This is a genomic window from Microvirga zambiensis WSM3693, assembly GCF_016735695.1.
Taxonomy (GTDB): Bacteria; Pseudomonadota; Alphaproteobacteria; order Rhizobiales; family Beijerinckiaceae; genus Microvirga; species Microvirga zambiensis.
This window is the reverse complement of record NZ_JAERQD010000035.1, coordinates 18,692-44,755: the sequence shown is the minus strand read 5'-3', so window position 1 is coordinate 44,755 and position 26,064 is coordinate 18,692. Positions and strand designations below refer to the sequence as shown.

Annotated in this window: 27 protein-coding genes; 15 read left to right on the top strand and 12 right to left on the bottom strand. The window is 62.5% G+C overall.

Annotated elements, in window-relative coordinates:
• Window positions 1–113 precede the first annotated feature (113 nt).
• On the bottom strand, window positions 114–2,390 hold the full coding sequence (locus tag JKL46_RS22645) for a CDC48 family AAA ATPase (RefSeq protein ID WP_201837635.1): 2,277 nt from the start codon (window positions 2,388–2,390) through the stop codon (window positions 114–116).
• A gap of 279 nt (window positions 2,391–2,669) precedes the next feature.
• Window positions 2,670–3,197: a hypothetical protein gene (locus JKL46_RS22640; protein ID WP_201837633.1), complete on the bottom strand. Its 528-nt coding sequence runs from the start codon at window positions 3,195–3,197 to the stop codon at window positions 2,670–2,672.
• A 164-nt stretch (window positions 3,198–3,361) separates the two neighbouring features.
• Here JKL46_RS22640 and JKL46_RS22635 point away from each other — a divergent pair, with 164 nt between their 5' ends.
• Complete coding sequence (locus JKL46_RS22635) at window positions 3,362–4,078, top strand: extensin-like domain-containing protein (protein ID WP_201837631.1); 717 nt, start codon at window positions 3,362–3,364, stop codon at window positions 4,076–4,078.
• Window positions 4,079–4,141: 63 nt separating this feature from the next.
• Complete coding sequence (locus JKL46_RS22630) at window positions 4,142–5,131, top strand: L,D-transpeptidase family protein (protein ID WP_201837629.1); 990 nt, start codon at window positions 4,142–4,144, stop codon at window positions 5,129–5,131.
• 20 nt (window positions 5,132–5,151) lie between these two features.
• Here JKL46_RS22630 and JKL46_RS22625 read toward each other — a convergent pair whose 3' ends face one another.
• Together JKL46_RS22625 and JKL46_RS22620 are read right to left on the bottom strand one after the other, a co-directional pair.
• Window positions 5,152–5,424 carry a hypothetical protein gene (locus JKL46_RS22625; RefSeq protein WP_201837627.1) on the bottom strand — a complete coding sequence of 91 codons (273 nt, stop codon included), beginning with the start codon at window positions 5,422–5,424 and terminating at the stop codon, window positions 5,152–5,154.
• 185 nt (window positions 5,425–5,609) lie between these two features.
• On the bottom strand, window positions 5,610–6,035 hold the full coding sequence (locus tag JKL46_RS22620) for a BA14K family protein (RefSeq protein WP_201837625.1): 426 nt from the start codon (window positions 6,033–6,035) through the stop codon (window positions 5,610–5,612).
• 377 nt (window positions 6,036–6,412) lie between these two features.
• On the opposite strand from JKL46_RS22620, the gene JKL46_RS22615 reads away from it, so the two are divergent.
• From JKL46_RS22615 to JKL46_RS22600, 4 genes are all read left to right on the top strand, one after another.
• Window positions 6,413–6,919, top strand: a complete 507-nt coding sequence (locus JKL46_RS22615) for a putative pterin-binding protein (protein ID WP_201837623.1) — start codon at window positions 6,413–6,415, stop codon at window positions 6,917–6,919.
• 2 nt (window positions 6,920–6,921) lie between these two features.
• The gene (locus JKL46_RS22610) at window positions 6,922–9,066 is read left to right on the top strand and encodes a sensor histidine kinase (protein ID WP_201837621.1); all 2,145 of its coding nucleotides are present in this window, start codon (window positions 6,922–6,924) and stop codon (window positions 9,064–9,066) included.
• Window positions 9,067–9,079: 13 nt separating this feature from the next.
• Window positions 9,080–10,123 carry a response regulator gene (locus tag JKL46_RS22605; protein ID WP_201837619.1) on the top strand — a complete coding sequence of 348 codons (1,044 nt, stop codon included), beginning with the start codon at window positions 9,080–9,082 and terminating at the stop codon, window positions 10,121–10,123.
• A 166-nt stretch (window positions 10,124–10,289) separates the two neighbouring features.
• Window positions 10,290–10,652 (top strand): hypothetical protein, encoded by a 363-nt coding sequence (locus JKL46_RS22600; RefSeq protein WP_201837616.1) that lies wholly within the window; start codon window positions 10,290–10,292, stop codon window positions 10,650–10,652.
• Window positions 10,653–10,733: 81 nt separating this feature from the next.
• On the opposite strand, the gene JKL46_RS22595 is transcribed toward JKL46_RS22600, so the two are convergent.
• On the bottom strand, window positions 10,734–10,943 hold the full coding sequence (locus JKL46_RS22595) for a DUF2842 domain-containing protein (RefSeq protein WP_201837614.1): 210 nt from the start codon (window positions 10,941–10,943) through the stop codon (window positions 10,734–10,736).
• 162 nt (window positions 10,944–11,105) lie between these two features.
• On the opposite strand from JKL46_RS22595, the gene JKL46_RS22590 reads away from it, so the two are divergent.
• A complete protein-coding gene (locus JKL46_RS22590; protein WP_246529468.1) occupies window positions 11,106–12,149 on the top strand; it encodes a COX15/CtaA family protein in 1,044 nt (347 codons plus the stop codon).
• 54 nt (window positions 12,150–12,203) lie between these two features.
• Here the strand turns inward: JKL46_RS22590 and JKL46_RS22585 are convergent, their stop codons facing one another.
• Window positions 12,204–12,608, bottom strand: coding sequence for a DUF1236 domain-containing protein (locus tag JKL46_RS22585; RefSeq protein ID WP_201837610.1), 405 nt, complete (start codon window positions 12,606–12,608; stop codon window positions 12,204–12,206).
• Between the two features lie 345 nt (window positions 12,609–12,953).
• Here JKL46_RS22585 and JKL46_RS22580 point away from each other — a divergent pair, with 345 nt between their 5' ends.
• Entirely contained in the window at window positions 12,954–13,628 is a 675-nt protein-coding gene (locus JKL46_RS22580) for a ParA family protein (protein ID WP_201837608.1), read from the top strand.
• A 222-nt stretch (window positions 13,629–13,850) separates the two neighbouring features.
• Here the strand turns inward: JKL46_RS22580 and JKL46_RS22575 are convergent, their stop codons facing one another.
• Complete coding sequence (locus JKL46_RS22575) at window positions 13,851–15,134, bottom strand: O-acetylhomoserine aminocarboxypropyltransferase (protein WP_201837606.1); 1,284 nt, start codon at window positions 15,132–15,134, stop codon at window positions 13,851–13,853.
• A 191-nt stretch (window positions 15,135–15,325) separates the two neighbouring features.
• Window positions 15,326–15,850, bottom strand: coding sequence for a CoA-binding protein (locus JKL46_RS22570; RefSeq protein WP_246529465.1), 525 nt, complete (start codon window positions 15,848–15,850; stop codon window positions 15,326–15,328).
• Between the two features lie 49 nt (window positions 15,851–15,899).
• Between JKL46_RS22570 and JKL46_RS22565 the strand changes: the two genes are divergently transcribed.
• Window positions 15,900–16,337, top strand: a complete 438-nt coding sequence (locus JKL46_RS22565; protein ID WP_201837604.1) for a PaaI family thioesterase — start codon at window positions 15,900–15,902, stop codon at window positions 16,335–16,337.
• Window positions 16,338–16,625: 288 nt separating this feature from the next.
• On the opposite strand, the gene JKL46_RS22560 is transcribed toward JKL46_RS22565, so the two are convergent.
• Window positions 16,626–17,252 (bottom strand): glutathione S-transferase family protein, encoded by a 627-nt coding sequence (locus tag JKL46_RS22560; RefSeq protein ID WP_201837602.1) that lies wholly within the window; start codon window positions 17,250–17,252, stop codon window positions 16,626–16,628.
• A 278-nt stretch (window positions 17,253–17,530) separates the two neighbouring features.
• Between JKL46_RS22560 and rplM the strand changes: the two genes are divergently transcribed.
• The 3 genes from rplM to JKL46_RS22545 all read left to right on the top strand — a co-directional run bounded on the left by rplM (window position 17,531) and on the right by JKL46_RS22545 (window position 19,042).
• Window positions 17,531–17,995: a 50S ribosomal protein L13 gene (rplM, locus tag JKL46_RS22555; protein WP_201837600.1), complete on the top strand. Its 465-nt coding sequence runs from the start codon at window positions 17,531–17,533 to the stop codon at window positions 17,993–17,995.
• Between the two features lie 2 nt (window positions 17,996–17,997).
• Entirely contained in the window at window positions 17,998–18,474 is a 477-nt protein-coding gene (rpsI, locus tag JKL46_RS22550; protein ID WP_201837597.1) for a 30S ribosomal protein S9, read from the top strand.
• 238 nt (window positions 18,475–18,712) lie between these two features.
• Window positions 18,713–19,042, top strand: a complete 330-nt coding sequence (locus tag JKL46_RS22545; protein WP_201837595.1) for a DUF3140 domain-containing protein — start codon at window positions 18,713–18,715, stop codon at window positions 19,040–19,042.
• Between the two features lie 9 nt (window positions 19,043–19,051).
• On the opposite strand, the gene JKL46_RS22540 is transcribed toward JKL46_RS22545, so the two are convergent.
• On the bottom strand, window positions 19,052–19,558 hold the full coding sequence (locus JKL46_RS22540; protein WP_201837679.1) for a hypothetical protein: 507 nt from the start codon (window positions 19,556–19,558) through the stop codon (window positions 19,052–19,054).
• 277 nt (window positions 19,559–19,835) lie between these two features.
• On the opposite strand from JKL46_RS22540, the gene argC reads away from it, so the two are divergent.
• The gene (gene argC / locus JKL46_RS22535; protein ID WP_201837593.1) at window positions 19,836–20,804 is read left to right on the top strand and encodes an N-acetyl-gamma-glutamyl-phosphate reductase; all 969 of its coding nucleotides are present in this window, start codon (window positions 19,836–19,838) and stop codon (window positions 20,802–20,804) included.
• Between the two features lie 122 nt (window positions 20,805–20,926).
• Here argC and JKL46_RS22530 read toward each other — a convergent pair whose 3' ends face one another.
• Entirely contained in the window at window positions 20,927–21,811 is an 885-nt protein-coding gene (locus tag JKL46_RS22530) for a fumarylacetoacetate hydrolase family protein (RefSeq protein WP_201837591.1), read from the bottom strand.
• 384 nt (window positions 21,812–22,195) lie between these two features.
• On the opposite strand from JKL46_RS22530, the gene JKL46_RS22525 reads away from it, so the two are divergent.
• Window positions 22,196–23,503, top strand: a complete 1,308-nt coding sequence (locus JKL46_RS22525) for an OmpP1/FadL family transporter (protein WP_201837589.1) — start codon at window positions 22,196–22,198, stop codon at window positions 23,501–23,503.
• A gap of 205 nt (window positions 23,504–23,708) precedes the next feature.
• Here the strand turns inward: JKL46_RS22525 and JKL46_RS22520 are convergent, their stop codons facing one another.
• Window positions 23,709–25,508, bottom strand: a complete 1,800-nt coding sequence (locus tag JKL46_RS22520; protein ID WP_201837587.1) for a PHA/PHB synthase family protein — start codon at window positions 25,506–25,508, stop codon at window positions 23,709–23,711.
• Window positions 25,509–25,619: 111 nt separating this feature from the next.
• Here JKL46_RS22520 and JKL46_RS22515 point away from each other — a divergent pair, with 111 nt between their 5' ends.
• Window positions 25,620–26,033, top strand: coding sequence for a hypothetical protein (locus tag JKL46_RS22515; RefSeq protein ID WP_201837585.1), 414 nt, complete (start codon window positions 25,620–25,622; stop codon window positions 26,031–26,033).
• Window positions 26,034–26,064 lie beyond the last annotated feature (31 nt).

Below are 26,064 nucleotides of genomic sequence, written 5' to 3'. Positions count from 1 at the left end.
GAACGCAGAAAACCGCCTACACCTTTCTGCACGATGCGCCAGAGACCGATCACACCGACAACGAGACGCGGGCCAACTGGCCCGCGTTTTCTTTTATCGGAGCGAGAATGTGCCTACTCGGCTGCCTGCTTCAAAGGCAGGAAGCCGATGGGCTGGCGTTGGGGGCCTGTCTGTTTGAGGGTCCGCACCATGTCCTCGTATTCCCGCTCCATTTCGGGCGTCACCGACGGGCGGGTTTCCCGCAGCGCCTGTTCGAAATGCGCCATCGTCACCGTCTGTGCCTCGAGCGACTCGCGAAGCGCGAGGAGGCCCGCGCGGCGGGTCAGGTCTTCGAGATCCGCGCCCGTGAACCGGCTCGTTCGCTCCGCGATGGAGTCGAGATCGACGTCGGGTGCGAGCGGCATGGACTTCGTGTGGATGCCGAGGATGTGCCGGCGGCCGAGCGCATCGGGAACGGGCACATAGATCAGCTCGTCGAAGCGGCCCGGTCGGAGGAGGGCAGGGTCGATCAGGTTCGGTCTGTTGGTGGCTGCCAGAACCACGACACCCTGCAGCTCTTCCAGGCCGTCCATCTCGGCCAGAATCGTGTTGACCACGCGCTCGGTCACCGCAGGTTCGCCGAGCCCGCCGCCGCGGATGGGGGCGAGGGAATCGATCTCGTCGATGAAGATCACCGTCGGGGCGACCTGCCGGGCCCGGGCGAAGAGGCGGGAAACCTGCTGCTCGGATTCGCCGTACCATTTCGACAGGAGATCGGAGGATTTCGTCGCCACGAAATTCGCCTGCGCCTCGCGGGCAACGGCCTTGGCGAGAAGTGTCTTGCCGGTTCCGGGAGGGCCGAAGAGCAGGAAGCCCTTGGCCGGGCGGATGCCGAGTCGGCTGAAGGATTCGGGGCTCTTGAGCGGAAGCTCCACACCCTCGCGCAGCCGCGTGCGGGCTTCCTCGACGCCGCCGATATCGTCCCAGGTCACGTTCGGCACCTGGATCATGATCTCACGCAGGGCCGAAGGCTGGACGCGCTTCATGGCGTTGAGAAAATCCTGCCGCGTAACCTGAAGGCTCTCGATGACGTCCGACGGGATGCCGTCCCTGAGATTGATGCCGGGGAGCACCCGGCGCAGGGAATCCATGGCCGCCTCGCGGGAAAGCGCGGCGAGATCGGCACCAACGAAGCCGTAGGTGGTGCGGGCGATCTCGTCGAGGCTGACGTCCTCGGCCAAGGGCATTCCGCGGGTGTGGATGGCGAGGATTTCCCGCCGTCCCGGTTCGTCGGGAACGCCGATGACGATTTCCCGGTCGAAGCGTCCCGGACGGCGCAGGGCTTCGTCGATGGCGTCGCGGCGGTTCGTGGCGCCGATCACCACGATGTTCTGGCGCGGCTCCAGCCCGTCCATGAGGGTGAGGAGCTGCGCCACGATACGCCGCTCGACCTCGCCCTTCGTTTCCTCGCGTTTCGGCGCAATGCTGTCGATCTCGTCGATGAAGATGATGGCGGGGGCATTCTGCTGCGCCTCCTGAAACACCTGCCGCAGCCGCTGCTCGGACTCTCCGTAGTGCTGGCCCATGATCTCCGGGCCGGCGATGTGGAAGAACTGCGCCTCCGTCTCGTTGGCGACCGCACGCGCCAGACGGGTCTTGCCGGTGCCTGGAGGACCGTAGAGCAGCACGCCCTTCGGCGGGTCGATGCCGAGACGCTGGAAGAGTTCCGGATGGCGCAGCGGCAACTCCACCATCTCGCGTACTTGGTCGACGGTGCTGCCGAGGCCGCCGATATCGTCATAGGTCACATCCGCCCGACGCGCCTCCTTCGGCTCCTCGAATTGCGGGCGCAGTTCGATCTCGGTCTCGGCCGTCACATGCACGATGCCGCGCGGCTGGGTCGAGACCACCACGAGGCGGATCTCCTGCAAACCGTAGGCCGGGATGTTGAGAAGGCCGCGCATCTCCTCCGGCATTCTCGGATCGGCCGAGCGCTGCGAGTAGACCGAGGTTGAAATCACGTCGCCAGCCGTGACCGGGCGCTGATAGAATGTGCGTTTCAGGGCATCGCCCGATCCCTGCAGACGCAGGCCCTTCTGGGCTGGAGCGAGCACGACCCGGGTCGCGGGGCGAACCTCGGCCCGCTTCACCTCCACGTGATCGCCGCTGCCGACCCCGGCATTGACGCGCTGCAGGCCGTCGAGGCGGATGATGTTGAGGCCCTCGTCTTCCGGATAGGGCGTGACGGCGATGGCGGTGGTGTGGCGCTTGCCGACGATCTCGATCGCCTGGCCTTCCTGCATGCCGATCTCGGCCAGCGCCTGGCGGCTGATGCGCGCGATGCCCCGGCCCGAATCGTCCGGCCGGGCATTCGCGACCTGAAGGCGTACACTCTGCCCTTCCTCTGCCATGGCTTATGTCCCCTTGTTCGTACAAGCGATCGCGCGATGGCAGGTAAGGGGAAGAGGCTTGGAGCTTACGTCTTCCAGCTGCCACGCATCGAAGGTTTCACAGGCTGCATCAGGCAGCGAAACCGCAGGGCAAACGCAAGATGACTCGAATTGTTGCAGGTGACGGAGGGGAGAGGGCCATCACCTCTAGAGCATTTTTCGGCGAAGTGGCTCCGGTTCGTCGTCAAAAAATGCGGCAAACCAGAGAAAAGAGGTGATTCCACGCAAGTGGAAGCAGCTCTACGACGAAATCCCCTTCGGCGATGCCCAGAGCTTTCTGAGCGAAGCCTCCACGTCGTCTTCCTCATCGGGCGCGGTCAGCATGGCGCGCGGCATCGGCATGAAGGGCGCGATGGTGGGAAGCTTGGGACTGGCCTCGGCGGCTTCGCCCGCCTCGGAATTGGCGGCAGGGGGATCGATCAGCTCCCAGCTCTCGAAGAGATCCATCGCCGAATGGCCGGGGAGGTTCGGCCCGAGATACGGAACGATTTCGACCCAGGGGCGGCCGCTCGGCCGGGGCTTCACCTTGGTCACGCGTCCGAAGAAGCTTGTCAGGGGGCAGCGGACGAAATCGCCAGGGACGGGCATCCGTGTCTTCTCGAATTCCAAGGCCGTCTCGGCCTCCTCGAGCTCGGATCTGAGCTTGGCTACGCGCTCCACCAGCTCGGCAACGCGCCTCGTACGTGTATCCCTCTGATCGTGGCTGAACGCCGAGACCAGAGACAAGCTCTTATCGGAACCGAAATCCGTCACCGAAAATGCCCTCATCGGGGCTCCTCCATCTGTTCATTCGATTGTGGTGCGTACGGGCGCGAGAGCAAGACGCCCTGATGGCGCAGATGGAACCCAACCTCGGTTCATCAGGGTTAATGGAAAGGGCGAGCTTGAGAATTGGAGGTGGTATGGGCCCGACGGGTTATTGGAGGACGGGATTGGCCGGCTTCGCCGCTCTTATGGCAATTCCGCTCGCCATGGCGCAGCAGCCTTTGGCTCCGCCGTTGCCGCCGCCCCGGCCGGATCGCCTGCCTCCTCCGGTGGTTTCCGAGCCTCGGGCCGAGAAGCCGCTCCCGAACGAAACCGTTGCCGCCCGCAAGAGCGACCCAGCAAAGGAGCGGGCTGAAGAGGCCTGTCTCGACCGTCTGAAACAGCTCGGCCTGAAATTCGAGCGCCGCCCTCCGGTGCAGGAGAGCAGCTGCGGGATCGAAAATCCCGTGCTCGTCTCAGGCCTGCCGAACGGCGTCGGCGTATCGCCGGCATCGCTCATGGGCTGCCCGGCTGCGGAAGGCATCTCCCGCTGGCTGGGTGAGGTGGTCATTCCCGAGGCGGAACGCCAATTGCAGAGCGTTCCGACCAAGCTTCTCATCGGCACTTCCTATCAATGCCGGGACCAGCGCAACGGCGAAAAGCTCAGCGAACATGCCTTCGGCAACGGACTCGACATCATGGGGCTCGAATTCGCGAAGCGCGCGCCGGTGACGATCGGCAAGCATGCAGATAACGCCCCGGAGGCCGCTTTCGAGATGTCCATCCGCAAGGGCGCCTGCCCGATCTTCAACACGGTGCTGGGACCTGGATCCGACGCAGATCATGGCGATCATCTGCATCTCGATCTGCGGCAGCGGAAGGGGGATTACCGGATCTGCCAATAGGAGCGCTGGAACAGGCGGGCCGCCAGGGCTTTGTCGTGCATGATTTGGTTTCCGGAGACATCCATGAAGATCGTTGCGTATGCCTTTCTCGGGCTCGTCGCAGTCACGAGCCCTGTCCTTGCTGCATCCGAGAGGTTGAACCTCGAATCCGTGAATGGCGCCACCTGGTCGACAAAGGGCGGCAAGAGCAAGGAAATCGACCCGGTTCTCGTGAAAGTTCAGGTTCTGCTCGACCGTGCACGCTTCTCGCCTGGCGTGATCGACGGTCACCACGGCGACAATCTGAAGAACGCGATCAAGGCCTTCGAGAAGGAACACGATCTCAAAGCGGACGGCGATCTCGACGATGAGGTGTGGGCGAAGCTCAACGAGGCCTCGGCCGATCCGGCGCTCGTCGAATACACGATTGCGGCCGAGGATGTGAAAGGTCCCTTCGTCGAGATCCCCGACAAGCTGGAAGATCAGGCAAAGCTCGACCGGCTTGCCTATTCCAGTCCCGAGGAGCTCCTGGCCGAGAAATTCCACATGGATGTGGATCTGCTCAAGGCCCTCAATTCCGGCAAAGCCCTCGACAAGTCCGGCTCAACCGTCGTCGTTGCCAATGTCGCAGCCGCACCCGGCTCGAACGGCAAGAAGGACAAGGCCGCCAAGATCGAGATCGTCAAAAGCGAACATGTATTGCGCGTGCTGGGCAAGGACGGAAAGGTGCTGGCGGTGTATCCGGCCTCCATCGGCAGCGAGGAAAAGCCGGCGCCGAGCGGAAACCATACCGTGCGCGCGGTCGCGTCGAATCCGAACTACACCTACAATCCGGATTATGCCTTCAAGGGCGTGAAGGCGAAGGAAAAATTCGAGATCAAGCCGGGCCCGAACAACCCGGTCGGCAGCACCTGGATAGACCTCTCGGTCGAGAGCTTCGGCATCCACGGCACACCGGACCCCGAGAAGGTCGGCAAGGCCCATTCGCAAGGCTGCGTGCGGCTCACGAACTGGGATGTGGAGGAGCTGTCGAAGATGGTGGAGAAGGGGACGCCGGTCGCGTTCCTGGACTGAGCGCCCCCGATTCCAGGCGGTCAGTCGTCGTTGGCGGAGTTCAGCTGATCGGGCCGCAGGCCTTCGTCCACTTCGGAATCATGCGCCTTGACGAGCCATTCCAACTGGTCCTGGACGAATTCGGGATCGCTGTGAAATCGCATGGCGCAGGCCACCAGGAAGATCGCGATCTCCGGCAAATCCTTTTCCCCCAGATCCGGAAGAACCAATTCGAGCTCGGTCATGTCGCCGGAGGTCAGAATGGCCGCCTCGTTGGGAGGAATGACTGTGCCGATTTCAGAGTCTTGAGCCATTGAGCCGATCGAGGCCTTTCGTAGATGTGTCCGTGAGGGTTTCGACGGAGACAGTGCGTCGCCGCCTCATTGGCGTTGTTCTAAGGCGGGGGCCGGAGAGGTAAAGGCGGCCGATGGGCCCAGATAAGAGAAAGCCCTGCCGCGTTTGAGCGGCAGGGCCATCGGATTCGCGGGAGGCGCAGAGCTTACGGATACGTGCAGACGTAGCGCATCCCGTTATTGGCCATGAATGTGCCGCTCGCCGGATCGTAGGAGCGGTACTTGCGGGCGCAATAGGCCGCGACCTGTGGATTGACCACGCCGGGAGGCGGCGGAGCGGCCGGCTGAGCCTGGGCCTGGCTGGCGATCGCGCCGCCGATCAGGGCGCCGGCCGCAAGTCCGGCAACGCCGGCAGCGACGGCGGCGCCGTTGTTGTTGCGCCTGTAATAATATCCATCCCGATAATAGGGACGGGGAGCATAGCCGCGGCGGTAATAGTATTGCGCGTAGCTCTCGTTCGGATAGGCCTTCTCCACCTGCGGCAGGGAACGGCCCTGGATCGGGCTCGCAACTGCGGGCAATGCGGACGCGAGCACGGCCGCTCCGACCAGAGTCGTTACGAATTTGCGCATAAGGAACTCCTCGTTTCGCAGAATACCGGGCCGCGCGCCCGGTCTGACATACGGCATATCATAGCGTTGCCGGCCAAGCTTGAAAAGCTTTCCGGTAAATACGGCAAGTGTCGCATAGGTTCCGTAATCGGTTCCGAAGCGAGGAATGCAGTCATGTCGTAGGAAGTATTGCGGTTCGAGCAAACGGCAAGAGACCAATTATAACAAGGTTGCATTTAAGATTTCTTCGCAATTCCCTTCATGATTGCATTGGGCGAGCGCTACGAAAAACCTCAAGGGAAGTCGATGAACGTCGCTCGCCGCCGGCACTGGATTTTTTGCACAAAATCGCGGAAGATGCGGACGTTCTATTATAATCTGTCGTGAAATAGGAAATCATGCAGCGCCCGGCCGCCTTTTCGTCCTTGCTCGTCTTCTTCGGATTGGCAACGCTGTCTCATGCGGCCGAGCCTCTCCCGCCGGCGAAAGGCCCGGTGATCCTGACGATTTCCGGGAATGTCGACCAGACGAACAGTGCCGCAGGGGCGCAGTTCGACAGGGAGATGCTCGAAACACTCGGCCGTGCCTCCATTACCACGCGGTCAGAGGTGTCGAGCATTCCGCAGGTTTTCGACGGCGTGCCGTTGCGGGCGGTTTTGGAGCGGGTGGGCGCGAAGGGAAATGCGATGAGAGCGACCGCTCTCAACGACTACGTCATCGTGATCCCTCTCGAAGATCTGCAGTTCGATCCGATTCTCGCGATGCGCGCGGATAATCGCGTTCTGACCGTCCGGGACAAGGGGCCTCTATGGATCGTCTATCCGAGAGATGCCCACAAGGTCCTTCAGGATATACGCTACGATTCTCGATGGGTCTGGCAGCTCAGTAAGCTGAATATCGAGTAGTGATGAGATTGAATCTGCATAGCTACAAGGCGGCTTTGGTCACGCTCGCGGCGATGGCGAGCCTGATCGTCTGCCTCGGATTCACGGTTGCCCGGCTGTTCGAGCTCGAGCGCGAGTTCCGAACGGATGCGATGTACGCCAATACCTGGTATGTCACGCAGGCGCAGTTCGAGGCTGCGATTTTCGCCGAGAGCCTTGCGCGCGCGGCCGGCGGCGAGACGTTCGCAAACCCGGAGCACGCTCCTTCCTTTCGCGCCGACATTCTGATCAGCCGTCTCGCCGTCCTTCTCGAAGGACCTCAGGGCCGGACATTGGAAATCCTCGGGGTCTCGTCTGACCTCAAGCAGGCTTATCTCCAACTGACGATGGCGGACGATATCCTTCAGGGGACCATCGACCACGAAGCGGCGACGCGATTGCGTGAGCAGATCCGGGATCTTTCCTACAAGCTCCGAGATGCCGCCAACAGGATCGTCTGGCTCAGTCGAGAAGAGGCCGTCGCAAAGCGCTCCAATTACCTGCAGGTGGTGTTCGAGAGCGTCGCCTATCTCTCCGGCATCGTTCTCTGCGCCGCGTTCCTGATGGTGCGGCTCTTCAAGGGCGTTCAGGAAGCCAGCCAGGCGAAACAACTGCTCAAGCAGGAGCAGGAGCTGTCCGACCTCGTGATCAGCAATATCAGCAACCAGGGCATCGTCATGTTCGACGGTCAGCTGAGATGCCTGCTCTGGAATCCGGGCATGGAGGACCTTCTGACCATCAAGCCCGATCAGGCGGTCGGCCGGCGGATGCAGGATCTGGATCGGCTTTTTGCAAAGGAGGACGTCGTCGGGGCGCTGACCCGGGCAACGGAAGGAACGAGCTCGATTTTCGAGGACGAGTCAGCCGCCTCGGAGGGGCACGAACGCTGCCTGGAAATCAACTGCTTCCCCGTCTTCATGGCGGAGCGCAAGCTCGGAATCGCCTTCATCCGCGACGTGACCGAGCAATGGCTCGCCCGCAAACAGGCGGAGCGGCAGAACTTCGACCTGGAGATCAAGGTCCTGCAGAGAACGGCTGCCCTGCGCCAGGCCGAGCGCCGGCTGATCGCCGCCATCAATTCCGCCTCCGAGGGATTCGCCGCCTTCGACTGGACCGGCAAGCTGCTCTTCGCGAACGATCAGATCTGGGCGGCGGCCCCCGTTTCCCTCTGGTGCCGCGAGGAGATGAGCCTCACAGCGTTCCTGCAGTGCTTTGCCATGTGCGAAGGTGCGGATCGGCGGCTCGTCAATGCCCAGTCGCCCTTCGAGGAGCTCGAGTTCGATCTCCTGATGAAGAAGGACACGTGGTCCAGGCTTTCCCTTACGAAAGCTGATGGCGCCACGATCTTCGTGCGCCTGACCGACATCACCGGCTACAAACAGGTGGCCAGGGCCCTTGAATCGGCGCTCGCGCGCGAACGCGAAACGACGAATGCCTATCGCAGCTTCGTCTCCATGGTGTCGCATCAGTTCAGGACGCCCCTGGCGATCCTGGATTCGAGCGCGCAGCGCATTCTGCGCCGCGGCGCGGCCATGACGGAGGACGAACTCGTCACCCGCATCCAGAAAATCCGTAACGCGGGAACGCGGCTGACACGGCTCGTGGACAGCGTCCTGAACGCGGCAAAACTCGATGCCGGTACGATCGAACTCAATCCGGCCTCCTACAATCTCGTCGATCTGGTGATGGATATCTGCGAGCGGCAGAAAGAAGTGAGCGCTCAGGCCGATATTCGCTTCGACGTTCCCGATCTCCCGGCCCGTGTCTATTGCGACGGCATGCTCATCGAGCAGGTTGTCGTCAATCTGTTGTCGAATGCCATCAAGTATTCGGGCAATACACCTGTGGTCGAAATCAAGATTTGGATGGACGGGTCGCGGGCTTTCTGCTCTGTACGCGACTGGGGCATTGGAATTCCGGCGGATGAACTGCCGAAGATCTTCGACAGGTTCTATCGCGCACGCACGGCGTCTGGCATCGCCGGGACGGGGATCGGGTTAAACTTTGCCCAGAGGATCATGCATCTGCATGGGGGTGAAATTCAGGTTGAGAGCTATGAGGCTGCCGGCTCCTTGTTCACGTTCGACCTGCCGATCGCCAATGCCGACCAAACGCAACAGGCAGCATGAGTGACTGACTCCAATGACGACAAAAAAAACAATTCTTTGCGTCGAAGACGAAGATGACCTGAGGGGCGACATTGCCGAGGAACTGGAGGCTGCGAATTATCGTGTGCTCCAGGCTGCAAATGGCAGCGAGGCGCTGAGCCTGCTCGAGAAGCACCGACCCGATCTCGTCCTGTGCGACATCACCATGCCGGGACTCGGTGGCTACGATGTGCTCAAGGCCTTGCGCGAGCAGGGGACCATGGCCGACGTGCCCTTCATCTTCCTGACGGCTTTGGCCGAGCGGAACGACGTCCTGACCGGCAAGCAGGCCGGCGCCGACGATTATCTCGTCAAGCCGATCGACTACGAGATTCTGCTCGCGACCGTCGCGGCGCGTCTCGATCAGGTGGCCCGGGTCCAGACGAGTGCCGTGCACCGCGCCGAGGAATCCTGGCAGGAAATCCTCAAGTCTTCGAAGGGGCGAACCGTCGATGCCCTTTACAAGGCAACCTTCGCTTTCGACCGGTTCCTGGTCGGCGTGGTGATCGTCGACGAGGCCGGGACCGTCCGCGTCATGAACAAGGAAGCGCAACGCATCCTGGCGGAGGAGGACGGTCTGAGCGTCACTCAGGGCGTGCTGAAGGGCACAGCCGTCAAGCAGAACGGAAAGCTTTATTCCGCGATCGAGAAGGCATTCGAGGAAGAGGCCCTGGACGAGATCGTCTCGTTTCCGCGCAATTCGGGCGGCCGGCCCTATCTCGTGCTCATCCCGGGCCAGCGCTTTTCCGTGGAGGAGCGGCCGGAAGCCGTCGTGCTGCTCGTCATCGACACGGAACAGCGCGCCAAGGTCTCGGGCGATACGCTCGTCAGGCTCTACAACCTGACGCCTTCGGAAACGCGGGTCGCGCTGATGCTCATCGACGGCAAGCGCCTCGATCAGATCGCCGAGGAGCTCGAGGTGGCGCAAACCACCGTCGTCTTCCACCTGAAAAACCTGTTCCGCAAGACGGATACGAATCGGCAGGCGGATCTGGTGCGGGTGCTTCTGTCGGTGCCGCTGCGCAGCGCCGGGACCTGATTATCGCAAGGTAAATGGGCGTTAATCACTCGCTCACCATTCCGGCACAAATGGCTCACGCCCAAGCTTTGCCACAATCCGTTCAGCTTTCAGAGAGGTTTTGAACAGTATATCTCATGACATGAAGAGGAAGGCAGGTGGCCTCCCTCCTGTCGAGGTGACGATCATGAAGATCTTCCGTCTTGTCTCCGGTACCGCTGCGGCTCTTGCCCTGGTCACCGGTCTGGCGGCCGCTCAGCCGGCCGCCGCCCGCGACCGTCTCTCCCCGGGTGCCGCCGTGGCTCTCGGCGCGCTGGGAGGTCTTGCCGTGGGCGCCGCCGTTGGCGCTGCCGTCGCTCAGCCTCAGCCGCCCGTGGTGTATCGCGCTCCGCCGCCGCCCCCGCCGCCGGTCTATGTGGAAGAGCGGGCGCCCGTTTACTACGAGCGCCCCGTCCGCGAGGTCTATGTGGAGCGCTGCTACACCGAGCGCTACCGGGAATGGGTTCCCGGCTGGGGCTGGGAGCACCGCAACCGCAGGGTTTGCCGCTGATTTTCTCAAAAAAAGGCCCGCTTCGAGCGGGCCTTTTCTTATTCAGGGATCGAGCAGCCGGAGGCTTGATGGCTGCTGCGGTCAGGATTTATCCGGCTTCGCCATCCAGCGGACCAACGGCAGGATCGGCACCACCCAGATCAGGCCGAGAACGATATAGGCGACGGTCTGCACCAGCTTCGGCGCCTGCGTAATCCGGCCTTCGGCGATCGCCATCGCGAACAGCGCATAGAAAATGATGAAGGTGAGCATCGCCACCGTCCCGATCAGCTTGCGCGTGCGAATGCCCATGGCGGAAATCCTCGATGTCCTCATTCAATGCCCGCCATCGCGGTGCGTCACCGGCATGAATTGCCTCCCGGAGGCACAGCCTCTATGTGACGTCCATATCCCGGGTTCAAGCCCAAATCGACGATGAGAATGAGCATGGCTGTCGCAGCCTCCACCGAGGGCATGCCGCTGGCGCGCGCGCCGCAAACCCGATCTTTGTCCGCCGTCCGCATCTGGATCTACAGCCTTGCGGCGCTGGTCGTGCTGATGGTTTCGGTCGGAGGTGCTACCCGCCTGACCGGCTCCGGCCTCTCGATCACCGAATGGAAGCCTGTGACCGGCGCGATCCCGCCCCTGACCGAGCAGGCCTGGCTCGCCGAGTTCGAGAAATATCGGCAGATTTCCCAGTACGAGCTCGTCAACAAGGGCATGACCCTGGCCGAGTTCAAGTTCATCTACGGCTGGGAATGGGGCCACCGCCAGCTCGGCCGCCTGATCGGTATCGTCTTCTTCCTGCCCCTGATCTGGTTCTGGTTGCGGGGAACGATCAAGCACAGGCTGGCGCTGACGCTCCTCGGGATCGGCGCCCTTGGCGGCCTTCAGGGCGCCATCGGCTGGCTCATGGTCGCCTCAGGCCTCGAGCCGGGCATGACGGCGGTCGCGCCGATCAAGCTCGCCTTGCACCTGACGGTGGCCAGCATCATCCTGGCCTGCCTCGTCTGGGTGGCGGCCGGGCTGAGGGACCGCTCCGAGACGGCTCATCTCGAGGTCAAGGCGGGAGCCGTGCCGCGCATTCTCGTTTCGCTGATTCTGTTCCAGATCGCCCTCGGCGGCCTCGTGGCCGGCTCCAAGGCCGGCCTGACCTACAACACCTGGCCATTGATGGATGGTGCTCTCGTCCCGCCGGCTTCGGCGCTTTTCGTGGTCAAGCCTTGGATCGAGAACTTCGTCGACAACGTGGTGCTGGTACAGTTCAATCATCGCCTCGTCGCCTATGCCATCGTGGCCTTTGCCGTCTGGCATGCCTTGACGATTCGTCGACGTGGCGCCGTGTCCAAGACAGCGAAGCGAGCAACGGCGATGGCTGGATTGACGCTGGCGCAGATGGTGCTCGGAATCGTGACGCTGCTGCTCGTGGTGCCCCTCTGGGCCGGGCTGGCGCATCAGGTCTTCGCCATGGTGGTGCTCGCAATGGCAGTGGTCCACGCGCGCGTGAGCGCGGCTTAGCGAAAAACAAAAGGGCGGCCTCGAGGGCCGCCCCATTCATGATTCTAAAGGCGTTTAGCGGATGACCTGAACGACGCGGCGGGTGCCGGGATCGACCAGAACCGGCGTGTCGTTCACGACCGTATAGCGATAGTTCTGCACGCCGTACTGGGCCGGAACCTCGTAGTAGGTCACGCCCGAGGACGGGAGCACCGCACCGACGCGCACCTCTTCCTGATAGCGGTAGGACGGGACGCCCTGGGTCACCACATACTGGCGGAACTGCGGCTGCTGCTGATCGGCCAGACCGCCGACGATGGCGCCGGTCACGCCGCCGACTGCAGCACCGATGGGGCCGCCGACGATGGCGCCGCCGACGGCGCCCGTGGCCGCACCGGCCGCTGCGCCGCCGGACTGGGCGAAGGCGCCGACCGGGGCGAGGGCGACGAGAACGGCACCTGCAAACAAGATCTTCTTCATGTGTCAGCTCCTAGACTGGTGAAGTCTGGTGCTTAACGGCCAAGCGGAGCGGTGGTTCCGAGTCGGAAAAACGTTTCAAATCGGGAACAAAACTCATGTATCGCCGAGCTTGCGCGGCTTGGAATGCCTGGGAAACCAGCGACCGTGGCGCTTTCCCATGGGAAGCTTGGGCAGGCGGCGCATCGTTCGGAACAGGGCGATGGATGCTGTCGAAAATGAAAAATCGCAGTGGGAATAGGGCTTGAATTAGGAAATCAGTACTTGCCCTGCTACAGGTGAACAATATTAAGATGTGATTAACCCTCAAGCGCAGTGCTGCAGGAACAGGCTGATAAGGAGTCAGGCATGAATGTGCTGGTCTTTGCTTCGCGGAAAGGCGGCTCGGGAAAGAGCACGCTTGCTGCTCACCTCGCGAGTTATATCGCCAACCCTTCGCGCCGGACATTGCTGATCGACAACGATCCGCAGGGCTCGCTGTCGCTCTGGCACAAGATCCGCAGCCAGGAACATCTCGGCCTCAGGCACAATACCCGTCATATCGGTGATGCGCTTAGGGATGCCAAGCGCGAGGGTTATGAATGGGTGCTGGTTGACACGCCGCCGAACAAGTCCTCGATCGTTGCGGATGCGATCAAGCACGCCACGCTGGTGATTATCCCGACCCGCGCGAGCCTGTTCGACATCGCGGCTCTCCAGGATACAGTCGCCATCGCCCGCGAGCATCGCAAGCCTTATGCCGCCGTGATCAACGCCGCACCGGCCAGGCACGGCGATGCGGAGGCCCATGTGGTGGCCGATGCCCGCGGCGCGCTGAACGCGCTTCAGGTCCCCGTCTGGGCCGGCCAGATCACGCATCGTCCCGAGCTGACGCTGTCTCTCTCGACGGGCGAGGGCGCGCGCGAGTACGATGCGCATTCGCAGGGTGCGGACGAGATCGGCCGTCTCTGGACGGCCCTCGAGCGCTCGCTCAACGCGATCCACAACACCTACAAGAAAGCTGGCGCATCGCGCGCCGCATAAGTTTCGGTTTCAGTGCAGCGAAAAGGGCGGCCTGAGAGCCGCCCTTTTTGTTTGCCTTACTGTCATTCCGGGGCCGCGTAGCGGAGCCCGGAATCCATAACCGCTGACAATGCGGAAAAGAAGCGCAGCGTTGCCCGCCCTTCCGAGAGAGGTCGTGTTTATGGTTTCCGGGCTCCGCTACGCGGCCCCGGAATGACAGTGTGTCTCTAAGTCGGACGCAGCTTACGCAGCGTCCAGAGCCTGATTGAGATCGTCGATCAGGTCTTCCTTGTCTTCCAGGCCGACGGAGAGCCGCACCACTTCGGGCCCGGCACCGGCTTGCGTCTTCTGCTCGTCGCTGAGCTGGCGGTGCGTGGTGGAGGCCGGGTGGATCACCAGCGAGCGCGTGTCGCCGATATTGGCCAGATGCGAGAATAGCTTCAGGTTCGACACCAGCTTTACGCCCGCCTCGTAACCGCCTTTCAGGCCGAAAGTGAACACCGCGCCCGCGCCCTTCGGGCAATATTGCTTGGCGAGGTTGTGATAGCGATCGTCGCGCAGGCCGGGATAGCTGACCCAGGATACCTTGTTGTGGGTCGAGAGATGCTCCGCGACGGCGAGGGTGTTGTCGGCATGGCGCTGCATGCGCAGCGGCAGGGTCTCGATTCCGTTGAGAATCAGGAAGGCGTTGAAGGGCGATAGCGCCGGTCCAAGATCGCGCAGGCCGAGCACGCGGCAGGCGATGGCGAAGCCGAAATTCCCAAAAGTTTCGCCGAGCACCATGCCGCCATATTCGGGGCGCGGCTTCGAGAGCATGGGATAGCGGTCGTCGCCGGCGAAGTTGAACGAGCCTCCGTCGACGATCACGCCGCCGATGGAATTGCCGTGGCCGCCGAGGAACTTGGTGGCGGAATGGACGATGATGTCGGCGCCATGCTCGAACGGCTTGATCAGGTACGGCGTCGCCATCGTGTTGTCGACGATGAACGGGATGCGGTGCTTCTTGGCGATCGCCGCGATGGCCTGAAGGTCCACGATCACACCGCCCGGATTGGCGATCGATTCGACGAAGATCGCCTTGGTCTTCGGCGTGATGGCGGCCTCGAAGCTCGACGGGTCGTCGGCATTGGCCCAGGCGACGTTCCAGCCGAAGTTCTTGTAGGAATGGTTGAACTGGTTGATCGAGCCGCCATAGAGCTGCTTCGCCGCAATGAACTCGTCGCCGGGCTGGAGCAGGGTGTGGAACACCAGGAACTCGGCTGCATGGCCCGAGGCCACCGCAAGAGCGGCGGTGCCGCCTTCCAGTGCCGCCACGCGCTCTTCCAGCACGGCACAGGTCGGGTTGCCGATTCGGGAATAGATGTTGCCGAAGGCCTGCAGACCGAACAGCGAGGCCGCATGATCCACATCGTCGAAGACGAAGGAGGTCGTCTGGTAGATCGGCGTCGCCCGCGCGCCCGTCGCGGCGTCAGGGGCTGCTCCGGCATGGATGGCGAGCGTGTTGAAGCCTGGCAGGCGGTCGGTCATGGGGCGTTCCTCTAGGAGAAAAAGTCCGTTCTATTTATCGAACGGATCGTTCTTTCGTCAAGGAGAGTGTTGGGTTGCCCGTTTGTCTTCCCCGGCGGCCCGGAGGGTCGGAAAGGGGATCCACGATCAAGCGCTTCGCTGATGGATTCCCTTTCCCTCCGCTGCGCTCCGGCCGGGAATGACACCAGGGATCAAGGCCGGTTGAGGCTGAGCTTCTGGAACCCTTTGCCCGAGAGAACCGGCTTCTTGGAGCTGATCATCCGCGAGTTCACGCCCTGCCAGGAGATCTCGCCGGAGAGGCGGCCGAACTCGATCTTCGGGCAGCGGTCCATCACCACCTTTAGGCCCTTGGCTTCGGCCTTGGCGGCCGCCGCATCGTTGCGGACGGAGAGCTGCATCCACAGGACCTTGGGCAGCGGGTCGAGGGCAAGGGCCTCGTCCGTGATCGGGCCGGCGGCTTCCGAATTGCGGAAGATCTCGACCATATCGATGGGGAAAGGCACATCCTTGAGAGAGGCGTAGACCTTTTTTCCGAGGAGTTCGCCGCCCGCGAGGCCGGGATTGATCGGGATCACGTCGTAGCCGCGCTCCAGCAGGTATTTGGTGACGATCCAGCTCGGCCGGGCCGGGTTCTGCGAGGCGCCGACCAGCGCGATGGTCTTCACGCTGTTGAGGATGCCGCGAATGTAATCGTTCGGATAATTGTCGTGGTTCATGGCTGGAACGTATGGGATAGGGCAGGGCAGTTCAATGAGCATTTGACGCATGGCTTCGCACCACCCGATCATGACCAAGGACGAGCTCGCGGCCTTCCTCGACCGCGAATTTCCGCAGATGCACGCAGGCGGGCGCAGCTATTTCATCGACGAGATCGGCCCGCTCTCGGCCCGGATGCGGATGGACTACCACGAGCGCCACCTGCGGCCGGGCGGCACCATCTCGGGGCCGGCCATGATGGCACTCGCCGATCTCGCCCTCTACGCCGCGATTCTCGCGCATATCGGGCCTGTGGCGCTCGCGGTGACCACGAGCCTCAACTTCAATTTCTTACGAAAGCCCGAGCCCCGCGCCCTCATTGCCGATTGCCGTCTGCTCAAGCTCGGCAAGCGGCTGGCGGTGGGCGAAGTCTCAATCTTTTCCGAAGGCATTCCGGAGGTGGTCTGCCATGCGACCGGGACCTATTCGATCCCGGAGCGCCGTTAGCGGCCTCGGCCTCGAAGCCTGGCTGTTAGATGCGATAGTTATCCGAGCATGGCGCAGCCATACCTCTCCCCGGCGGGGAGAGGTCGAGCGGAGCGAGGCTGAGGGGGCATAGGCTTTCCCGGATAAATCTGTAACCCCTCACCCGGACCTGACGGTCCGACCTCTCCCTCTGGGAGAGGTGAGCGCGAGCCACATTCGCATAGGCTATGGCTCACACCCCCACCCTAGCCCTCCCCACAAGGGGGAGGGAAAGGCCACTGCGCTTTACAACGAATGACGAGATAACTTTCACGCCTTCGGCGGCACGAGCGCGTCATCGATCTCCCGTGCCCGGATCGCCGCCGGGCGGTTGCCGATCCGCTGCCAATAGGCCTCGTAGGCGGGACGTTTTTCCAAAGTGCCGAACATCATGCCCCAGCCGATCTGCGAGCCGACATAGACATCCGCCGCCGTGAAGCGGTCTCCTGCGATGTATTCGGACTGGGAGACGGCGTATTCCAGGGCGTTCATCACATCCTCGACGCTGCCATAGCCGACCGCACGCTGCTTGTCGGTGGGCACTTCGAAGCCGAAGGCCTTGTTGCTCAGCGCGGCCTCCACGGGGCCGGCGGCAAAGAACATCCAGCGGTAATAAGGCCCCCGGCGGGCATCGCCCGGAGCCGGTGCGAGGCCGGCCTCGGGAAAGGCATCGGCCAGATAAGCACAGATCGCGGCCCCCTCGGTGACGACCGTTCCCCTGTGCAGGATGGCGGGCACCTTGCCCATGGGATTGACGGCAAGATAGCCGGGGGACTTCATCTCCTTCCCGAAGCCCAGAATCTCCGTCCGATAGGCGCAGCCGGTTTCCTCCAGCATCCATCGCACGATGCGGCCCCTCGACATGGGATTGGTATAGAAGACGAGTTCCTCAGCCATTCGAAAGCCTCAAGGTATGATAAGGGAAGCGGTACAATAGCTTCGTCCAAGGCGTTCAGCAAATTGGTGTGGTTTTCTGATACCACATATACGGTATTTAAATACCTTCCGAGGTTAAGTTATTGTATTTTAATAGATATTTTGTATGTTTCTGTCAGCTGATGTCTGTTGACTTGCCAGGCATAAAACACTAAACACCCCTCACTCGCCGCCGCATCTCGCGGCGGTTTGTCGTTTTTCAGAACCTGAGCCGAAAGGCTCCAACGGGAACCAGCGCAATGAAGATTACGACTTCGCTGAAGCCCGCCGAGGTCGAGAAGAAGTGGGTTGTCATCGACGCGAAGGGTCTCGTCGTTGGTCGTCTCGCTTCGATCGTTGCCATGCGTTTGCGTGGCAAGCACAAGGCGAGCTACACGCCCCACGTCGACTGCGGCGACAATGTCATCGTCATCAACGCCGATAAGGTGGTGTTCACCGGCCGCAAGCGCGAGCAGAAGGTGTACTATCACCACACCGGCTATCCCGGCGGCATCAAGGAGCGCACCGCGCGCTTCATTCTCGATGGCCGTTTCCCCGAGCGCGTGGTCGAGAAGGCTGTGGAGCGCATGCTCCCCCGCGGCCCGCTTTTCCGCCAGATCATGGGCAATCTGCGTGTCTACGGTGGCGCTGAGCATCCTCATACCGCTCAGCAGCCGGAAGCGCTGGATGTCGCTGCCCTCAACCGCAAGAACGTGAGAGCTTAATCATGGCGACCCTCCAGTCTCTCGCCGATTTGGGCCAGAACGCCCAGACCGCCGCTCCGGAAGCTCCGAAGCACGTCCAGAAGCTCGACTCGCTCGGCCGCGCCTATGCCACCGGCAAGCGCAAGGACGCGGTTGCCCGCGTGTGGATCAAGCCCGGCTCGGGCAAGATCGTGATCAACGGCCGTCCGGTCGAGGTGTACTTCGCCCGTCCGGTGCTGCGCCTGATCCTGTCGCAGCCGCTGCAGGTCGCTCAGCGCGATGGCCAGTACGACATCACCGTCAACGTCGATGGCGGCGGTCTCTCCGGCCAGGCCGGCGCGGTCCGTCACGGCCTTTCCAAGGCGCTGACCTACTATGAGCCGGAGCTTCGCGGCCCGCTCAAGAAGGAAGGCTTCCTGACCCGCGATCCGCGCGTCGTCGAGCGTAAGAAGTACGGCAAGAAGAAAGCCCGCCGCAGCTTCCAGTTCTCGAAGCGCTAAAGCATCGGACCCAAAAGTGGATTCCACTTTTGGGATCCATTCGATGCTTCTTCGTTACGTTGGCGCATCGTTCTTCGCGGAAAACCGAAGCCACTTTTCCGCACGATGCGCTAAGGCTTACTCAGCCATATGGTTTGGAAAGGGCGGTCCTCGGGCCGCCCTTTTTCATGCGTCGTTCTGACCGCCGCACGCGTGCGGCGGCTCCGCGTTTCCTCCTCGCATCGGAGACCGAACGCCCATGGATGACCAAGACAAGATCGCGAAGGACTTTCAGGAAGCCGTCAACATGGCGCCGGCCGAGCTCGAGAAATGGCTCGAGACGGATGAGAGCCGGTCTGTCGGCTGGACGAAGGAAGGCGAGGGTGAGTCCGTCGGCCACCATTCCGGGCGCCGCATCGTCGCGATCAAGCGCAAACAGAAGGCCGAACTGGACGAGGACGACTACGCCCATATGCGCAAGGTGGTCGGCTACGTCCATCGGCACATGGCGCAGCGTCCCGACAGCGAGATCAAGGACAGCCGCTGGCGCTATTCCCTGATGAACTGGGGGCACGACCCGCTCAAGTGACGCCCGGTCTCACGCCAGGGCGCGCTCCAGCTCCGCCTTCGTCATGCGCGAGCGGCCGGGAAGGTTGCGCTTGCGCGCCCGTTGCATGAGCTCAACTTTCGTCGTCGCGGTTCCGCCGGCGCTCTTGCGCGCGGCAGCGGCCTTCTTGGCGATATCGCGGGGCTGCTTCGAGACCTGCTTGCCCTTGCGCGTATCGGTGCGCTTCTTGTCGCTGGTTCGCTTATATTCCGTGTCGGTCAACGCCTCGCGGCTCTTGCGCGGCAGGTAGCGTTCCCCAGTCTCGCCGCTCCTCTTGCCCGACTTGGTGCCCCAATCCTCGTCCTGCCATTGCTGGAGATGGTTGTCCTTGGACTTACGGCCCTCATAGCCGCCGCCTTTTTCCTTGTATTCGGCGACGGCCATCTGTGCCTTGCGTGCAGACCATTCCCCGGGCTTGCCGCCCTTGGCCCCGCGGGTGATCTTCGCCTTCACCGTCTCCCAGAGCCTGGGATTGGTCTTCTTCGCCGTTGCCGCCATGAAAACCGCCTGTCCTGTTCGGAGAATGGAGGGGCAACCGCGCCGATCCTGCGCCGGTTCCTTGACAAGCGCAGCCGTCTCGCCGCATAGGTTTGGCATGTTGATCGTTTCAGACATCCGACGTCGCCTCTTCGCTGCGCCCGCGCGCCTGCGATGACGGCTGCCCGTCCGTCCGTCTAGCAAGCCGCGCCCTCTGCGCGGCTTTTGTTTTTCTGAAACCTTGAGGGGCTCAGGCGTTACGCCCTATGTCAGTCCCGACCGACAGAATGGATCGACTATGACCGCGACCCTCGACAGAGCCTCAAACGCTGAGCTCAAGACAAAGACCGTCTTCATCGACGGCGAGGCGGGCACGACCGGCCTCGGCATCCGCGAGCGGCTGAAGGACGTTCCCAATGTCGCCATCCGGAGCATCGACCCGGAGCGGCGCAAGGATCCGGCCGCCAAGCGCGAGATCCTGACGCAAGTCGATCTCGTGGTGCTCTGCCTCCACGACGACGCGGCCCGGGAGACCGTGAGCCTCGTCGACGACTTGCCCGGCCACAAGCCCCGCATTCTCGACGCCAGCACCGCGCACCGGGTCAGTCCCGGCTGGGAATACGGCTTTGCCGAACTCGAGCCTGCCCAGCGCAAGGCCGTCGCCGATGCCGACAGGGTCGCCAATCCCGGCTGCTATCCGACCGGCGCCATCGCGCTGATCCGGCCGCTCGTGGATGCAGGCCTCATCCCGACCGATTACCCGATCAGCGTGAACGCGGTCAGCGGCTATAGCGGCGGCGGACGCTCGATGATCGAGGCCTACGAGGCCGGCACGGCGCCGTCCTTCGAGCTCTACGGCCTCGGCTTCGAGCACAAGCATGTGCCCGAGCTGCAGAAATATACCGGCCTGACCCGGCGGCCGATCTTCATCCCGTCCGTCGGCAATTTCCGCCAAGGCATGCTGGTGAGCGTGCCGCTCCATCTCGACCTGCTGCCGGGCAAGCCGAAGGCAGGCGATCTCGAAGCGGCGCTGCTGGAGCATTACAAGACCGGCGGGCTCGTCAGCGTGGTGCCGAGCATCCGGGACGGCAAGAAGATCGAGCGGATCGAGCCGGAGGCGCTGAACGACACTGATAAGCTCGAACTCTTCGTGTTCAAGCACGACAGCTACAACCACGCCGTCCTGGTCGCGCGGCTCGACAATCTCGGCAAGGGCGCCTCGGGTGCCGCCGTGCAGAACATCCAGCTCATGCTGGGGCTGATCTGAGGCCGGGCAATATCCGCGTTGTCATCACCGGCCTCGTGCCGGTGATCCCGATCGCATAGAGCGCAGCGCTTTTCAGCATCGGGATGGCCGGGACAAGCCCGGCCATGACGTCGAGGGAGCAGCTAATGCCCCTTCCAGCTCTTGCCGATGTCGGTCGCATGCCCCTTGAACCCGACGACGCTCTGGCGCTGCTCGCCGAGGCCTTCGATGCCGAGGGCGACCACGTCGCCGTCCTTGAGGAATCGCTGCGGCTTCATGGCCATGCCGACGCCGGGAGGCGTGCCCGTCGTGATGACGTCGCCGGGCTCCAGGATCATGAAGTGCGACACATAGGAAACGATCTGCGCGACGTTGAAGATCATGGTCTTCGTCGAGCCGTTCTGCATGCGCTCGCCGTTCACGTCGAGCCACATGGCGAGGTTCTGCGGATCGGGGATCTCGTCCTTGGTGACGAGCCAGGGACCGAGAGGGCCGAAAGTCGGGCAGCCCTTGCCCTTCGTCCACGTGCCGCCGCGCTCGATCTGGAATTCGCGCTCGGAGACGTCGTTGCAGACGCAGTAGCCGGCAACGAAGTCCATCGCCTCGTTGGCGCCGATGTAAGATGCGCGCTCGCCGATCACGATGGCCAGCTCTACCTCCCAGTCCGTCTTCTGCGAGCCGCGCGGGATGACGACGTTGTCGTTGGGACCGACGATACAGGACGGAGCCTTGTTGAAGACGATCGGTTCGGCCGGGATCGCGGCGCCGGTCTCGGCGGCATGGTCGGCGTAATTCAGGCCGATGGCGATGAAATTGCGCACCTGTCCGACGCAGGCCCCCAGGCGCTGTCCCGACGGAGCGAGGGGGAGGCTGTTGGGGTCGGTCTGGCGGATGCGATCGAGGGACTTTGCAGACAGGTTCTTTCCGGAAATATCGGGAACCAGACCCGACAGATCGCGAATCTGTCCTTGGGAATCCAACAGACCGGGTTTCTCTTCTCCGGGTGCCCCAAATCTCACCAGCTTCATCAGGCGCTCCTCTCGTTGCGGCATGGGCATAATTGGCGCGAACGCGCACCGCTACAATGCACGTTCCTGGCGCAAATATGTTGCCGTTATGCCACGAACCCGCACAAAAGGGCGAATTTCCACGTTTCTTCCGGGCTCCCGCGAAGCCAGCCAGTTGGCCGACTATACATCGGTTTACATGTGAACCTTTAGGAAGTGCTGTGCGGTTGCTGATGAGTAACAAAGCATAGTGAAGTTGAATAAAGTAACGAAGCTTGACCTTTAGACAATTTTAATGCCTTGCCGGAGCCTAATAGAGAGATTGCGGCCAAAATTAAGCATTGGCACATTGGAGCGAGACGCGGGATTCTCCCGCACAAGAAGCATAAGGGCAGGAAAACCTCCATGAGTCATCTCTCTCGTTCTTTGTCCCTGGCCGCGGTCTCCCTTGCAGCGCTCATTGCCGCGCAGGGTGGTGCGCAGGCCGGTGCGTTCGCACTCCGTGAGCAGAGCGCCACGGCTCAGGGATATTCCTTCGCCGGCGCCGCGTCCGGTTCGGGCTTCCTGTCCTCGATGTACTGGAACCCTGCCGTCATCACGATGATGCCGGGCATCTGGAGCGAGGGCCATGCCTCGCTGATCATTCCGCGGGTCGACATCAACCCGCTGCCCTCGGTGCCGACCTTCGCGCTCGGCGGCTCTGGCGATATCGGTCAGGACGCGATCCTGGCGTCCAGCTACTATTCCTACCAGATCAACGACATGTTCTGGGTCGGTCTTTCGGCCACCTCGCCCTATGGCCTCGTGACCGATCCGCGCGAAACCTGGTCCGGCCAGCTTTATTCGCGTTCGTCCAGGATCTTCTCGGTGAACGTGAACCCGGTGCTCGGCGTCAAGATCAACGACTGGCTGTCGGTCGCCGCCGGTCCGTCGCTGCAGTATTTCGACATCCGCCTCAAGCGCGCCGCAGGCATCACGCCGGGCGCGCCGAGCCTCATTCTCGACGGCGACGATGTGGGCTTCGGCTTCACGGCCGGTGTCACCATCACCCCATTCGCCGGCACTACGATCGGTATCGGCTACCGCTCGCAGATCGACCATGAGCTCGAGGGAACGGTGAAGGCGCCCGCGGGCGTTCTTGCCCCCATTGCCGCGCAGGTTCCGATCACCGCCGACCTGACCACCCCTGACCAGATCACGGTGGGCATCTCGCACGCCTTCACGCCTGCTTTGACCGTCCATGCCGGCTTCGAGTGGACGAACTGGAGCGTCCTCAAGACTCCGCTCGTCGTCGGACCCGGCGGCGTCGTGGTCACGGATCTGCCGCTCAACTATGACGACGGCTATTTCTACTCCCTCGGCTTCGATTACAGGCTGACAGACCAGCTGACCGTGCGCGCCGGTCTCGCCTACGAGGATTCGCCGATCGACACGCGCGTCCGTTCCACGCGACTGCCCGACAGCGACCGCATCTGGGCGTCGATCGGTGCGACCTATCAGTGGAACGACAAGCTGTCGTTCGACGTCGCCTACACGCATATCTTCGCGAAGGAAGGCGATATCCGCATCGTTCCCGGGCAGCAGGACTTCGAAGGGCTGCCCTTCGTCGCCGAGGCCGATGCCACCGTCGACATCATCTCTGCCGCCGTGCGCTATCGCTGGGACGACCCGAAGGTCGCCATCCCGGCCGCTCCGATCGTGCGCAAGTACTGATCGGTTCCACTAGAGCATCGGACCCAAAAGTGGCCCCACTTTTGGGTCCGATGCTCCACTCTTTGAAGAGCGCATCGTTGAGTGCGGACCCAGCGGGCCGCGCAAGCGAAAACCGGATCCGCTTTTCCGCACGATGCGCCGACGCAACGAAAAGGCCGACATCACGCCGGCCTTTTTCTTTTGGCACTGTGAGGCGGAATGGATCCTACGACTTCGTCAGAACATAAGTGCCCGGCGCATCCCCGAGCGGCTTGAGCTTTCCACCGCCCGGCTTCCTTGCCGCCACCATGCGCGGCGCCTGCGCCTTGATCCATTCGAGCCAATAAGGCCACCAGGAACCCGCCGTCTCGGTCGCGTTCTTCATCCAGTCTTCCAGTTCGCCTTCGGCCGGGCCGCCGGTCCAGAACTGATACTTCGGCTTGTTGGGCGAGTTGACGACGCCGGCGATGTGCCCCGATCCGGCGAGAACATAGTCGACAGGCCCGCCGAAGGCCTTGGAGCCGAGAAACACCGAACGGGCAGGGGCGATGTGGTCTTCCTTCGTCGCCAGATTGAAGATCGGCACCTTCACCTTCTTCAGATCGAGCTTTAGGCCCGCAAGCTCCATCTCGCCTTTCGCGAGCTTGTTCTCGAGGTAGCAGTTGCGCAGATAGAAAGCATGGTTCGCAGCCGGCATGCGCGTCGAGTCCGCGTTCCAGTACAGCAGGTCGAACGGGAAGGGCGATTGACCCTTCATGTAGACGTTGACCACATAGGGCCAGATCAGGTCGTTCGGCCGCAGCATGTTGAAGGCATTGGCCATGCGCGAGCCCTCGAGATAGCCGCGCTGTTTCATGGCGGTCTCGAGACTGCGGACCTCTTCCTCGCCGGCAAAGATCTTGAGGTCGCCCGCGTGGGTGAAGTCCACCTGTGCGGTGAAGAACGTGGCGCTGTCGATCCGCTTGTCCTTCTTGGCGGCCATGTAGGCGAGCGTCGTGGCCAGCAGCGTGCCGCCGACGCAATAGCCGATGGCCGTCACTTTCTTTTCGCCCGTCGCCTGCTCGATCGCATCGAGCGCCGCGAAGATGCCGTCCTGCATGTAATGCTCGAAGCCCATCTCCGCATGCTGCTCGGCGGGGTTGACCCAGGAGATGCAGAAGACGGTCAGCCCCTGCGAGACGGCCCAGCGGATGAAGCTCTTCTCCGGGTTGAGATCGAGAATGTAGAACTTGTTGATCCAGGGCGGCACGATCAGGAGCGGACGCTTCAGCACCTTCTCGGTCACGGGAGAATACTGGATCAGCTCGATCAGCTCATTGCGGAATACGACCTTGCCGGGCGTGGTCGCGATGTTCACGCCGATCTTGAAGTTGCTCGGATCCGACTGGCGGATCTTCAGCTCGCCGCGACCCGCCTCGATATCCTCGGCGAGCATCGTGACCCCGCGAACGAGGTTGGCGCCGTTCTCCCGCAGGGTTTCCCGAATGAGTTCGGGGTTGGTCAGAAGGAAGTTGGAGGGCGAGAGCGCGCTCGACAGCTGCTTGAGATAGAACTGCGCCTTGTGCCGCGTGCGCTCGTCGAGCCCGTCCGCATCCTCCACCAGATCCTCCGCCCAGCGCGACGAGATCAGATAGGCCTGTTTCAGGAAATCGAAGACCGGGTTCTCGGACCATTCCGGGTCCTTGAAGCGATTGTCCCTCGCCTCCGGCTCGGCCACCGGCTCGGCGGTCTCGCCCTGAGCGCGCTTCAGGGTCGAGGCCCAGAGATTCAGGAACTGGGTGCCGAGGCGCGACTGCGCTTCGAACGCTCTCTGCGGGTCGCTCATCCATGCCTCAGCCACCCGGCCGAGGGATTTCATCGCTTCGGAAGCATCCCCCGCAGCCGGGGGCTGGCCTTCCTGAACGGGCTTGAGATAGGCGGCTGCAGCCTTGCCTGCTCCCTCGATGAAGCGGGCCATGTTGCGGGAGAGTTCTTCGAAATCCGGGGTGGAGGATTGAAGCTTCTCCTCACCGTATGGCTTGTCCATAAGGCGATCTCCCTCTATCGCAGCAGCATTGCCCGCAAGCCGCATTTCCGACATCTTACCGTTCGACCTGTCGGATATGCCAGCGTCAAGTTGCAGCTCTTAGGTATCACAATGCGTATGACGCTTTTTTCGATCCACCGCCGGTCGTCCATTGCCCTGGCGATGCTGGCGGCCTCCGGGGTTGCAGGCTGCAACGGCAGCTTCAACCCTGTCCGCGATGTGGCGTCCTCCTTGGGCGCCGGACCGCAATCGGCGGCGACGCCCGATTTCGTCGCCCGCTCGCGGCCGGCCAATCTGGAATACATGCCGATCGGCGCCCCGATTCCGGAGCGGCCGACGCCGGCGCGCACGGCGGACGAGATCAAGGCGGCCGAGGCGGAGCTCGACGCCCTGCGCACCCAAAACGAGGCGGCCGGCGCTGCCGCCGCGGAACTCGGCAACACGCCGCCGCCCGAACCGATCAAGCTCCCGGCCAACACGTCGCAGCCGACGCGCCAGAAGATTAATTCCAAGAGAACGCCTTAGAATCTATACCGGAATCCCTGATTCCGCGCGA